Genomic DNA, 12,177 nt, shown 5'->3' with positions numbered 1-12,177 from the left:
CGGCCCGCGGGGTGGACAATCGAAGTCGTGGCGCCGGCAGCGGAATCGGGTGCACACCCGAGCAGGGCCGAGCGCGCGGAGCGAGGTCGCGCCGCGCGCCGGGAGACGCCGTTCGCTTCACTCGCGGAGCACCACCCCGGCGCCGAGCGTGATCCGGTCGGCCTGCTCGAGACCCAGGCGGCGGCCCGCATCCCGCAGCTCGTCCCGGTTCGATACGGGCGGATGGCGACCTCGGCGTTCGCCTTCTTCCGTGGCTCCGCCCTCGTCATGGCGGACGACCTCTCGCGCGCCCCGTCCTCGGGACTGAACACTCACCTGTGCGGGGACGCGCACCTGAGCAATTTCGGGATCTACGCGACGCCGGAGCGCAGGCTGGCGTTCGACATCAACGACTTCGACGAGACCTATCCCGGTCCCTTCGAGTGGGACGTCAAGCGCCTGGTCGCCAGCCTCGAGGTCGCGTCGCGGGACACCGGGTTCGGCACCAAACAGCGGGCCAGGATCGCAAGGGGGTGTGCCGCCGAGTACCGGGAGACGATGGCGCTCCAGGCGGAGCGGGGCACCCTGGCGGTGTGGTACTCCCACATCGAACCCACCGAGGAGCTCGTTGAACTGGCCGATCAACTGGACTCGTCGTCGAGCAAGCGGATGCGCAAGACGCTGGAGAAGTCGTGGAACCGCGACAGCGTCCAGGCGCTGGGGAAGCTGACCACGGTGGTCGACGGCAGACGGAAGATCCTCAGCAATCCGCCCCTGCTGGTCCCGATCGAGGAGGTCTTCGCCGACGCCGATGCCGACGAGTTGAATCGCGAACTGCGCCAGCGTCTGAGCGATTACCGCTCGACGCTGCAGTGGGATCGCCGGGTGCCGCTCGAGCAGTTCGAGCTGGTCCAGGTGGCGCGCAAGGTGGTCGGGGTCGGCAGCGTCGGGACGCGATGCTGGATCATCCTGTTCCGCGGCGTGGATGACGAGGACCCGCTGTTCCTGCAGGCCAAGGAGGCGGTGCCGTCCGTGTTGTCGGATTACCTCGAGGGGCCCTCGTTCGAGAACGAGGGCGAGCGGGTGGTCCACGGTCAGCGGCTGATGCAGGCCGCCAGCGACATCTTCCTGGGGTGGCAGCAGGGCATCGGAGTGGACGGCGTGCGGCGCGACTACTATCTGCGGCAGTTGCGAGATGGCAAGGGGTCAGCGGTGATCGAGGCGATGACGCCGACGGGGATGACGCTCTACGGGCGCCTGTGCGGCCGTGCGCTTGCCTATGCGCACGCCAGGTCGGGCGACCGGATCGCGATCGCCGAGTACCTCGGGTCCAGCACCGAGTTCGACGAGGCAATCGCGGCGTTCGCACAGTCCTACGCCGCTCAGACCGCGCACGATCACGCGGCGTTACTCGAGGCGATCGCCGGTGGGCGGGTCGCGGCGCGGTCCGGACTCTGAGATGGCGGGGCACGACGATCCGGACCGGAGTCGGCGCTGGTGGGCGCGGGCGGCCTTCGCGGCCGCCGTGGCCGCGGCCGTGGTCCCGATCGTGGCAGCGGGCCTGCTGAGCACGCTGGTGCTGCTGGCCGCGGGCATCGGCGGGGTCGTGGTGATGGTGGCGGCCCTGTACTGGTTCCTCACCCATCGCGGTGTGCCACGGTGGATCTGGCTGGGTGTGGCCGTGCTCGTCCCGATCGCGGTCCTGTCCGCGTTCGTCAGCGCGAACCTGCTGTGGGTGGTGGTGGTCTCGTACGTGCTCGTGCTCCTCGCGGCCCTGTGCGCCCGCACCGCCCTCGAGGCCGAGCGCGCCGAGTCCGCGATGGACGAGCGCAGCGTCCCGCCGCCCCGGCAGCCCTTTCTGGTGATGAATCCGCACTCGGGTGGCGGCAAGGTGGCCAGGTTCGGGCTGCAGCGCAAGGCCGAGGAGCTCGGCGCGGAGGTCGCCCTGCTCGAGGGACCGGACACCATCGACGTGGAGGCGTTGGCCCGCGACGCGGTGCGCAGGGGTGCCGACCTGCTCGGGGTGGCGGGCGGGGACGGGACCCAGGCCCTCGTCGCAGGGGTCGCGGCCGAACACGACCTACCGTTCCTGGTGATCAGCGCGGGCACCCGCAACCACTTCGCGCTGGATCTCGGGCTCGATCGCGACGACCCGGCCGCCGGCATCGAGGCGTTGCGGGACGGCGTCGAGGTCCGCGTCGACCTCGGGGAGATCGCCGGGCGCACCTTCGTCAACAACGCCTCGTTCGGGGTGTACGCCGAGGTGGTGCAGAGTCCGGCGTACCGGGACGACAAGACCGGGACCGTGCTCCGCATGCTGCCGGACCTGCTGGGCGGGAGCGCGGGGGCGAGGCTGATCGCCCGAACCGGCGGCCTCACGGTTGAGGGTCCCCAGGCGGTACTGGTGAGCAACGGCCCCTATCAGACCAGTGACCTCGCGGGTCTTGGCCGACGGGCGCGACTGGACCGCGGCGTGCTCGGGGTCGTGACCGTGGCGGTGGATGGCGCGCGCCAGGCCGTCGGGTTGCTCAACCGTGCGCACGAACGCGGCATGACCCAGCACACGGTCCGCGAGGTGACCGTCGATGCCGATGCGCCGGCGATACCGGTCGGCGTCGACGGCGAATCGCTCATGCTCGCCACGCCGGTGCGGTGCACCATCAGGCCGGGGGCGTTGCGGGTGCGGCTGCCGAGGGACCGCCCTGGGGTGCCGCCGTTCAAGGTCGCGGTCGACTGGGTTCGGCTACGCGCGCTGGCCGGGTGGGCACACCGGCCGAGGTAGCGGGGCTCAGCCCGCCGTCAGCCTGGCGAGCGCCTTGCGCACGACCTCGGGATCGGAGGTCTCCCAGAACGGCGGCAGCGAGGCGCGAAGGTAGCCGCCGTAGCGGGCCGTCGCGAGCCGGGAGTCCAGCATCGCGATCACGCCGCGGTCGTCGACGCTGCGCAGCAGCCGACCCACGCCCTGCGCCAGCAGCAGCGCGGCGTGATTGCCCGCCACCGAGAGGAAGCCGTTGCCACCGCGGGACTCGACCGCGCGCTGGCGGGCCACCAGCAGCGGATCGTCTGGCCGCGGGAACGGGATCCGGTCCAGGATCACCAGGCTCAGCGACGGGCCGGGCACGTCCACGCCCTGCCACAGCGACAGCGTGCCGAACAGCGAGGTGGCCTCGTCCTCGGCGAACGCGCGGACCAGCTGCCCGGTGGCGTCGTCGCCCTGGCACAGCACCGGGGTGTCGAGGCGCTTGCGCATGACCTCGGCGGCGGCCTTCGCGGCGCGCATCGAGGAGAACAGCCCGAGGGTGCGGCCACCGGCCGCGGTCACCAGTTCGGCGATCTCGTCGAGATAGCTCGGTGCCAGCCCGTCCCGGCCGGGGGCGGGCAGGTGCTTGGCGACGTAGAGGATGCCCGCCTTGGCGTGGTCGAACGGCGAGCCGACGTCGAGCGAATTCCACCGGATGGCGGCCTCGTCCGCGGGCGCCTCGGTGCCGGTCGCCATCGCCGGATCGACGCGGGTGCCGGACTCGGCGGGCAGGCCCCAGTTCACCGCGAGCCCGTCGAACGATCCGCCGACCGTCAGGGTCGCGGAGGTGAGCACCACGGTCGACTCCGCGAACAGCCGCGAGCGCAGCAGCCCGCCGACCGACAGCGGCGCCATCCGGACGAGCTTGCCCCGCCGCTCCTCGTCGGCGAGCCAGACCACGTCGCGGCGCTTGGCCGGGTCCGGTTCGTCGAACGCGGTGAGCACGCGGACGGCGTTGTCGTGCACCTCGTCGACGGCCGCGAGCGCGGCGTTGCGGGCGGCGGCCGCCTCGGGGTCGGTGGCGTTCATCCCCGGCCGCGCAGGCCCGATCGCCGTGCGCACCGCCCAGGCCGCATCTCGGACGGCGGCCAGCGCGTGGCCCGCGCCGTCGGGCAGTCCTTCCCAGCGGCCGGCATGCAGCTCCTCGAGCACCGCGTCCCAGCCCTCCGCCGAGGCCTCGAACCGGTCCGCGTCCTGCTCCTCGACGAGCTTGACGCACCTGCGCGCGGCGGCGCTGATGGTCGACGGCGCCAGCTCGGCGGTGGCCACCCCCGTCACCCGGTCGACCAGTTCGTGTGCCTCGTCGATCACCACCACGTCGTGCTCGGGCAGGACGGCGATGCCGGTGATCGCGTCGATCGCGAGCATCGCGTGGTTGGTGACCACCACGTCGACCTTCGAGGCCTCGGCCCGCGCCCGCTCCGCGAAGCAGTCCTCGCCGACGGGGCAGCTCGACTTGCCAAGGCACTCGCGCGAGGTGACGCTCACCTGGCGCCACGACTGATCGCTCACGCCGGGCACCAGCTCGTCCCGGTCGCCGGTCTCGGTGTCGGAGGACCATTTGGTCAGCCGCTGCACCTCGCGGCCGAGCCGGGAGATCGCGAACGCGTCGAACAGCTCGGCCGACTCCGCAGTGTCTTCTGATGCCCCGGTGTGGATCTTGTTCAGGCACAGGTAGTTGTTGCGGCCCTTGAGGATCGCGAACTCCGGCCGCCTGCCAAGCGCGCCCGCGAGGGCATCGGACAGGCGCGGCAGGTCGCGGTCGACGAGCTGGCGTTGCAGCGCGATGGTGGCGGTGGAGATGACCACGGTGCGCCCGCTTTCGACGGCGTGCCGGATGCTGGGCACCAGGTAGGCGAGCGACTTGCCGGTACCGGTGCCCGCCTGCACGGCGAGGTGCTCGCCGGTGTCGATGGCGTGCGCGACCGCCGACGCCATGGTCAGCTGGTTGGTGCGTTCGGCGCCGCCCAACGCCTGCACCGCCACGGAGAGCAGGTCGGGCACGTTGGGGAGTTCAGGCACCGACCAAGGCTACTCGGCGCCGCCGTCAGTTCGCCGCAGCGACCTGACCCACCGGGGTGACGCCCGCGCCGCGGAGCCGCTCGAGCACCGACGGCACGGAGTCGGGGGACACCGCGGCCGTGTACCGCAGCAGCACCCTGGTCTCGAAGCCCTCGCGCGCCGCGTCGAGCGCGGTCGCGCGGACGCAGTGGTCGGTGGCGATGCCGACCACGTCGACGGCGGCGATCTCGCGGTCACGCAGCCAGTCCGCCAGGGACCGCCCGGACGCCGCCGAGCCCTCGAAGCCCGAGTAGGCGGCCGAGTGGGCGCCCTTGGAGAACACCTCCTCGACCGATCGCAGGTCGAGGGCGGGATGGAACCCGGCACCTGGCGTCCCGGCCAGGCAGTGCGGCGGCCAGCTGTCCACGTAGTCGGGTTCGTCGGAGAAGTGCGCGCCGGGGTCGATGTGGAAGTCCCTGGTGGCGACGATCGCGTCGTACTCACCTGCCGCCGCGGAGCCGAGCAGGGCGGAGATGTCGGCCGCAACCGCCGCGCCGCCCGCGACGGCCAGCGAGCCGCCCTCGCAGAAGTCGTTCTGCACGTCGACGACGATCAGCGCCCGCTTCGGGGTGGCAGGGGAGTCGGTGGGGTTCATCGCCGTCACCTAGCCCACGAACCGGGTGGGGATCGCGGGATCGCCCTGGGAGAGCTTGAGTCCCTCCCACGGCAGGCTGACGAGCCGCTGGGCGAGCAGGTCGCGGCCCTCGTCCAGGGTGGGCAGACCCGTCACCACCTCGCCGCCCCGCACCATCGGGACCAGCAGGTCGTGCGCGATCAGACCGCCGCTCTCGGGCGCGGGCGCGTCGGCCGGGAACGCGACCTCCTCGACCGCGGTCCCGGTGGGCCGGGCGAAACGGAGCACGCGCTTGGTCCCGCCGCGCGACTCCTTGTGGCTGCTGCGCTTGGCCACCGGGATGCCCTCCACCTCCACAAGCTTGTAGACCATGCCCGCCGTGGGTGCGCCTGAGCCGGTGACCAGCGCGGTGCCCACCCCATAAGTGTCCACCGGTTCGGCCCGCAGCGCCGCGATCGCGTATTCGTCCAGATCGCCGGACACCACGATCTTCGTCTTCGTCGCGCCCAGCTCGTCGAGCTGCGCGCGCACCTGGCGGGCCCACACGCCGAGATCGCCCGAGTCGATCCGCACGCCGCCGAGCTCCGGCCCGGCGACGGCGATGGCGGTCTTGACGCCCTCGGTGATGTCGTAGGTGTCCACCAGCAGGGTGGTGCCCAGTCCGAGCGCCGCGACCTGACCGCGGAACGCGGCCGCCTCGTCCGGGCCGGCGACGGTGTTGTGCAGCAGCGTGAACGCGTGCGCGCTGGTCCCCGCGCCAGGCACGCCGTAGCGGCGGACTGCCTCCAGGTTCGAGGTCGCGGTGAACCCGGCCAGGTACGCCGCGCGGGAGCAGGCCACGGCCGATTCCTCGTGGGCGCGCCGCGAGCCCATCTCGATCATCCGCCTGCCGGCAGCGGCGCTGACCATGCGTGCGGCGGCGGAGGCGATCGCGCTGTCGTGGTTGAGGATCGAGAGCGTCAACGTCTCGAGGAGCACGCATTCGGCGAAGGTGCCGCGCACCGAGAGGATCGGCGAGCCAGGGAAGTACAGCTCGCCCTCCCGGTAGCCGTCGATGTCGCCGGAGAAGCGGTAGTTCCGCAGCCAGTCCACCGTCTGCTCGTTCAGGAACTCGGACACGACGGCCAGCTCCGGCTCACCGAACCGGAAGCGGGGCAGCGTGTCGAGCAACCGGCCGATGCCGGCGACGACGCCGTACCGGCGCCCGGCGGGCAGCCTGCGCGCGAAGACCTCGAAGCTGCAGCGGCGGTGCGCCGAACCGTCGCCGAGCGCGGCCGAGAGCATCGTCAGCTCGTACTGGTCGGTGAGCAGCGCGGTGCTCGTCTTCGGCTGGGACCAGTCCGAGGCGTTGTTCGTCACGCGCCCACCTTACGAGTCGCGGACCCGTGATGCGCGGACGTGCCCGTCCTGCGTTCGGAGGTTTTCTCTTTCCTGAGCACGTCGTACTCTGGAGTCATGGCCCAGTGCCCGACAACTATTCCCATGGCGAGGATGCCCGCAGCGTCGCCGCAGGTCACGCCAGCCGAATCCGAGGTCGAGGAGATCCTGGAAGCGGAGGACAAGCCCTGGGTGACCGTCGTCTGGGACGACCCCGTGAACCTCATGCACTACGTGACCTTCATCTTCCAGAAGCTGTTCGGCTACAGCAAGGCGAGGGCCACCGACCTGATGATGCAGGTCCACAAGGAGGGCAAAGCCGTCGTGTCGTCCGGATCCCGCGACAAGATGGAGCACGATGTGAACCGTCTCCACCAGGCAGGCCTGTGGGCGACGATGCAGCGCGACAGCTAGCGGAGATCCCCGACCACCGATCCTGAAAGGACCCGCAGGTACGCAACGTGCGCACATGGAGCCGAAAGAATTCGCTGGGCGGCGTGAAGATTCGCTCCGAGATGGACGCACGAGAGGCCTCGGTCCTCAGGTCGCTGGTCTCGTCTGTCCTGGCGCTGCTCGAGGACCGGGCGGCCGCGGTGCCGCAGGACGACCTCGCCGAGCTGACCGGTCTGCGTACCGGGAACAGTGACGCCCCAACGGATGCCACTCTGGCCCGACTGCTGCCGAACTTCTACCGGGCCGAGGCCGACCGCGAGGGCACACCGGCACAGGGCGCGAATATGAATGCGGCACTGCGCAGTCTGCACGAGCCGGAGATCATCGACGCCAAGCTGGCGGCGGGATCGGTGATCCTGCAGACGGTGCCGCCGGAGGGTGGCAAGGTCTCGCTGACCCCCGAACAGGCCGACGCGTGGCTCGCAGGACTCAACGACGTGCGCCTGGCCCTGGGGACCACCATCGGCATCGACGCCGACACCCCGGACGAGCTCGAGCCCGACGACCCGCGGGCGCCGCACCTGGACGTCTATCACTGGCTCACCTGGATGCAGGACTCCCTGGTGCAGGTCCTGGTCCCGTGACGGGCGCGGGGGTGCGCAGCGGGCCGCGGAACTCGCTGGCCGATGTCGAGGGCCTGCTGGTCGGGCACCACCACGAGCTGGACCGGGACGCCGGACTCGGCTCGGGCCGGGCGACGGGCTGCACCGTGGTGCTGGCGCCAGGCGGCGCCACCGCGTCCGTCGATGTGCGCGGCGGCGGGCCCGGCACCCGCGAGACCGACCTGCTCGATCCGAGCCACACCGTCCAGCAGGTGGACGCGGTGCTGCTGACCGGGGGCAGCGCCTACGGGCTGGCAGCCGCGGACGGGGTGATGCGCTGGCTCGAGGAGCACGGTCGCGGGATCCCGATGGACGCCGACGGCCATGTCGTCCCGATCGTGCCGGGAGCGGTGATCTTCGACCTGCCGGTGGGGGACTGGTCGGTGCGGCCGACCGCGGATCACGGATTTCTCGCGGCGGAGGCGGCGGCTGCGGAGTTCGCGGTCGGATCCGTTGGTGCCGGGGTCGGTGCGCGCGCCGGGGTGCTCAAGGGCGGTGTCGGCACTGCCAGCCTCGTGCTCGGCGCAGGGGCGGCCGAAGGCGTCACGGTCGCGGCGCTGATCGTCGCCAATCCCGTTGGCTCCGTGTTCGATCCGGGCACCGGTCTGCCGTGGGGGGTCGGGGTGGCCGAGGCCGCGAGCTGGGGCCTGCGGGTCCCGGATGCCGCCGAGTTGGCCGCGGCGATCGAGCTCGGGCAGAAGGGCACCGTCCTGAACACCACCATCGGGGTGGTGGCGACCGATGCCGCGCTGAGCAAGGCCGGCTGCAGGCGGGTCGCCGTCGCGGGCCACGACGGCCTGGCCCGGGCGATCCGGCCCGCGCACTCGCCGCTCGACGGGGACACGCTGTTCGCCCTTGCGACCGGCACCAGGGCGACCGCGCCCGCCCCAGTCCCGCTGCCCGCCGCCTTCCCCGCGGAGCTGGCGCTGCTCGACGCGGTGTGCGCGGCCGCGGCCGACGCGGTGACGCGGGCGATCGTCGGTGCCGTCCTCGCGGCAACGGCGGTCGCGGGAATACCGAGCTATCGGGAGCTGTTTTCGTCAGCATTCGACGTCTAAGCTGGGCGAACACATCGGAGGCGCAGGTGTTGGTGATCAGATCCGACCTCGTCGAGGCGATGGTCGCGCACGCTCGTGCCGATCATCCAGATGAGGCCTGCGGCATCATCGCCGGCCCCGAGGGCGGCGATCGGCCGCTGCGGCACGTCCCGATGATCAACGCCGAGCGCTCGCCGACCTTCTACCGCTTCGACTCCGGCGAGCAGCTGCGGCTGTGGCGTGCGATGGAGGCTGCCGACGAGGCGCCGGTGGTCATCTATCACTCGCACACCGCCACCGAGGCATATCCCAGTCGCACCGACGTCTCCTTCGCCTCCGAACCCGACGCGCACTATGTGCTGATCTCCACCCGCGATCCGGACACGCACGAGCTGCGCAGCTTCCGGATCGTCGACGGCGTGGTCACCGAGGAACCGGTCGACGTGGTGCCGAGCTACCCGTACGCACAGAACCCCCACTAGGAGCCCCGATGGCCGTCATCGTTTCCATCCCCACCATCCTCCGCAACCACACCGACGGTGAGAAGCGGTTGCAGGCAACGGGTTCCACCTTGGCCGCGGTGATCGACGACCTCGAGGCCAACCACGCCGGGCTCAAGGACCGGCTGATCAACGAGGGCAAGCTGCACCGGTTCGTCAACGTGTACGTCAACGACGAGGACGTGCGCTTCTCCGGCGGACTCGACACCGCGGTGGCCGACGGGGACTCGGTCACCATCCTGCCCGCCGTCGCCGGAGGCTGATCCGCGGTGGCCCGGTACGACTCGCTGATCGAGACCCTGGGCGACACACCGCTGGTCGGGCTGCCGCACCTTTCCCCGCGCTGGACGGGGGAGGCGCCGGTGCGGCTGTGGGCCAAGCTGGAGGATCGCAATCCCACCGGCTCGGTGAAGGATCGGCCCGCGCTGCGGATGATCGAGCAGGCCGAGCGGGACGGACTGCTCACGCCCGGCGCCACCATCCTGGAGCCGACCAGCGGCAACACCGGGATCTCGCTGGCGATGGCCGCCAAGCTCAAGGGCTACCGGCTGATCTGCGTGATGCCGGAGAACACCTCGATCGAGCGCAGGCAGCTGCTGACCATGTTCGGCGCCGAGATCATCGACTCGCCCGCGCGCGGCGGCTCCAACGAGGCGGTGGCGCGGGCGAAGGCGATCGCCGCGGAGCACCCCGAGTGGGTGATGCTCTACCAGTACGGAAACCCGGCGAATCCGGCCGCGCACTACGAGGGCACCGGACCGGAGTTGCTGCGCGACCTGCCGGAGATCACTCATTTCGTGGCCGGACTCGGCACCACCGGCACCCTGATGGGCACGGGACGCTTTCTGCGCGAACACGTGCCGGGAATCGAGATCGTGGCCGCCGAGCCGCGCTACGGCGAACTGGTCTACGGCCTGCGCAACATCGACGAGGGCTTCATCCCCGAGCTGTACGACGAGTCGGTGCTCACCTCGAGGTTCTCGGTCGGCCCGTTCGACGCGGTGCGGCGGACGCGGGAACTGATCGAGCGGGAGGGCATCTTCGCGGGCGTCTCGACCGGGGCCGTCCTGCACGCGGCGCTCGGGGTCGCGGCCAAGGCGATCAAGGCGGGAGCCCGCGCCGACATCGCCTTCATCGTGGCCGACGGCGGCTGGAAGTATCTGTCGACCGGTGCGTACGCCGGTACCCTCGAGGATGCGGAGGCGGCCCTGGATGGGCAGCTGTGGGCGTGACGGAAAGAGGTTCGGATGAGCACCCCGGGTGACCCGTTCAAGTACACCAACCCCGCTCTGTCGGTGCCGTCGAACCCGCCCGCGACCAGGCCTGCGGCCGAGCGCCCGATGTGGCAGCAGGCGGCCGCGGTCATCGGCGGCTTCGTGGTCGGGCTGTACGTCCTCGAGTTCATCGACATGCTCGTCAAGGGCAGCCTCGACAACGGCGGCATCCAGCCGAGGACCGTCGACGGCCTGTGGGGGATCGTCTTCGCGCCGGTGCTGCACGGCGGGTGGGCGCACCTGGTCGCGAACACCATCCCGCTGCTGGTGCTCGGATTCCTGGTCATGCTGTCGGGCATCGGGCGCGGGCTCGCGGCCACCGGCATCATCTGGGTGATCGGCGGTGTCGGGGTGTGGCTGTTCGGCTCGGTGAACAACCATCTCGGCGCCTCGGTGCTCGTGTTCGGCTGGCTGACCTACCTGATCACCCGCGGCATCTTCGCCCGGCATTTCGGGCAGATGGCCCTAGGGCTTGTCGTGCTGGTGATCTACGGCGGGGCGCTGTGGGGCGTGCTGCCCGGCCAGCCCGGGATCTCCTGGGAAGGGCACCTGTTCGGCGCGATCGGCGGTGTCGTCGCCGCCTGGGTGCTGGCCTCCGATGTCCGCAAGGCGCGCGAGGCGAAGGCGTTGAACCGGTAGCGAACGCGCAGGTGTGACGCCCGGCGCAGCGGATCACGGGGCGGCATTTGGTCTCGATTCCACCCGAAGCTTTTTCCGGATCAGGTGGTCGTGGCAGCATGGGAAACATGCGCATCACCGTCCTGGGTTGTTCGGGCAGCGTCGGGGGTCCCGACTCGCCCGCCTCGGGCTACCTCTTGACCGCTCCGGACACCCCGCCCGCGGTCCTTGACTTCGGCCCCGGCGTGCTCGGAGCGCTGCAGCGTTACGCCGACCCCGGTCAGGTGTCGATCTTCCTGACCCACCTGCACGCGGATCACTGCCTCGACCTGCCGGGGCTGCTGGTGTGGCGTCGCTACCACCCCAATCCGCCTGCCGGCCGGGCCGTTGTCTGCGGGCCGACGGACACCGCCTGCCGGATCGGTGCCGCCTCCTCGGAGTGCGGCGGCGAGTACGACGACATCTCCGACACGATCGACCTGCGCGCCTTCACCGACGGCGGATCCATGAGCCACGGCGCGCTCACCGTCACCTCGCGCCGGGTGTTCCATCCGCCGGAGGCGTATGGGTTGCGGATCAGCGATCCCGCGGGCCGGACCCTCGTCTACACCGGCGACACCGGGATGTGCGACGAGGTGGTCGAGCTGTCCCGCGGCGCGAATGTGCTGCTGGCCGAGGCCTCCTGGACCCATCACCCCGACCGCCCGAAGGGGATCCACCTCTCCGGCACCGAGGCCGGACAGGTCGCGGCAAGGGCGGGGGTCGGCGAACTGCTGCTCACGCACATCCCGCCGTGGACCTCCCGCGAGGACGTCATCGCCGAGGCCAAGGCCGAGTTCTCCGGACCCGTCCACGCCGTCTCGCCCGGGGACGTCTTCGAGATCTGAGTCGCGGGACGTCTA

At 71.2% G+C, this 12,177-nt stretch carries 13 protein-coding genes; 10 read left to right on the top strand and 3 right to left on the bottom strand.

Annotation, left to right across the window (positions count from 1 at the left end):
• Positions 1 to 27: 27 nt before the first annotated feature.
• Both C8K38_RS11185 and C8K38_RS11180 read left to right on the top strand, forming a co-directional pair.
• Positions 28 to 1,437 carry a DUF2252 domain-containing protein gene (locus tag C8K38_RS11185; protein WP_373560247.1) on the top strand — a complete coding sequence of 470 codons (1,410 nt, stop codon included), beginning with the start codon at positions 28 to 30 and terminating at the stop codon, positions 1,435 to 1,437.
• Position 1,438: 1 nt separating this feature from the next.
• Positions 1,439 to 2,761 (top strand): diacylglycerol/lipid kinase family protein, encoded by a 1,323-nt coding sequence (locus C8K38_RS11180; protein WP_097211563.1) that lies wholly within the window; start codon positions 1,439 to 1,441, stop codon positions 2,759 to 2,761.
• A 6-nt stretch (positions 2,762 to 2,767) separates the two neighbouring features.
• Here the strand turns inward: C8K38_RS11180 and C8K38_RS11175 are convergent, their stop codons facing one another.
• Genes C8K38_RS11175 through C8K38_RS11165 form a run of 3 tightly spaced genes read right to left on the bottom strand, consistent with a single transcriptional unit; the run spans position 2,768 to position 6,773 of the window.
• On the bottom strand, positions 2,768 to 4,801 hold the full coding sequence (locus tag C8K38_RS11175) for an ATP-dependent DNA helicase (protein WP_097211514.1): 2,034 nt from the start codon (positions 4,799 to 4,801) through the stop codon (positions 2,768 to 2,770).
• 25 nt (positions 4,802 to 4,826) lie between these two features.
• On the bottom strand, positions 4,827 to 5,435 hold the full coding sequence (locus C8K38_RS11170) for an isochorismatase family protein (RefSeq protein WP_097211562.1): 609 nt from the start codon (positions 5,433 to 5,435) through the stop codon (positions 4,827 to 4,829).
• 9 nt (positions 5,436 to 5,444) lie between these two features.
• The gene (locus tag C8K38_RS11165; RefSeq protein ID WP_097211513.1) at positions 5,445 to 6,773 is read right to left on the bottom strand and encodes a nicotinate phosphoribosyltransferase; all 1,329 of its coding nucleotides are present in this window, start codon (positions 6,771 to 6,773) and stop codon (positions 5,445 to 5,447) included.
• 96 nt (positions 6,774 to 6,869) lie between these two features.
• Between C8K38_RS11165 and clpS the strand changes: the two genes are divergently transcribed.
• The 8 genes from clpS to C8K38_RS11125 all read left to right on the top strand — a co-directional run bounded on the left by clpS (position 6,870) and on the right by C8K38_RS11125 (position 12,162).
• Positions 6,870 to 7,205 carry an ATP-dependent Clp protease adapter ClpS gene (clpS, locus tag C8K38_RS11160; protein WP_077043788.1) on the top strand — a complete coding sequence of 112 codons (336 nt, stop codon included), beginning with the start codon at positions 6,870 to 6,872 and terminating at the stop codon, positions 7,203 to 7,205.
• Positions 7,206 to 7,252: 47 nt separating this feature from the next.
• Entirely contained in the window at positions 7,253 to 7,828 is a 576-nt protein-coding gene (gene aosR / locus C8K38_RS11155; RefSeq protein ID WP_097211512.1) for an oxidative stress transcriptional regulator AosR, read from the top strand.
• A complete protein-coding gene (locus tag C8K38_RS11150; protein WP_257017446.1) occupies positions 7,825 to 8,904 on the top strand; it encodes a P1 family peptidase in 1,080 nt (359 codons plus the stop codon). Before aosR ends, C8K38_RS11150 begins: the two co-directional genes overlap by 4 nt.
• A gap of 26 nt (positions 8,905 to 8,930) precedes the next feature.
• Positions 8,931 to 9,365 carry a Mov34/MPN/PAD-1 family protein gene (locus C8K38_RS11145; protein ID WP_097211511.1) on the top strand — a complete coding sequence of 145 codons (435 nt, stop codon included), beginning with the start codon at positions 8,931 to 8,933 and terminating at the stop codon, positions 9,363 to 9,365.
• Between the two features lie 8 nt (positions 9,366 to 9,373).
• Positions 9,374 to 9,646 carry a MoaD/ThiS family protein gene (locus C8K38_RS11140; protein ID WP_097211510.1) on the top strand — a complete coding sequence of 91 codons (273 nt, stop codon included), beginning with the start codon at positions 9,374 to 9,376 and terminating at the stop codon, positions 9,644 to 9,646.
• Positions 9,647 to 9,652: 6 nt separating this feature from the next.
• Positions 9,653 to 10,615, top strand: a complete 963-nt coding sequence (locus tag C8K38_RS11135; RefSeq protein ID WP_097211509.1) for a cysteine synthase — start codon at positions 9,653 to 9,655, stop codon at positions 10,613 to 10,615.
• A 15-nt stretch (positions 10,616 to 10,630) separates the two neighbouring features.
• Positions 10,631 to 11,296 carry a rhomboid family intramembrane serine protease gene (locus C8K38_RS11130; RefSeq protein ID WP_097211508.1) on the top strand — a complete coding sequence of 222 codons (666 nt, stop codon included), beginning with the start codon at positions 10,631 to 10,633 and terminating at the stop codon, positions 11,294 to 11,296.
• A gap of 107 nt (positions 11,297 to 11,403) precedes the next feature.
• A complete protein-coding gene (locus C8K38_RS11125; protein WP_077043786.1) occupies positions 11,404 to 12,162 on the top strand; it encodes a cyclic nucleotide-degrading phosphodiesterase in 759 nt (252 codons plus the stop codon).
• The last annotated feature ends 15 nt before the right edge of the window (positions 12,163 to 12,177 follow it).

The sequence above is a fragment of the Rhodococcus sp. OK611 genome (genome assembly GCF_003050885.1).
GTDB lineage: Bacteria > Actinomycetota > Actinomycetes > Mycobacteriales > Mycobacteriaceae > Rhodococcus_G > Rhodococcus_G oryzae.
Note: the sequence above shows the minus strand (reverse complement) of the source record. Positions and strands in the feature narration are given on the sequence as shown.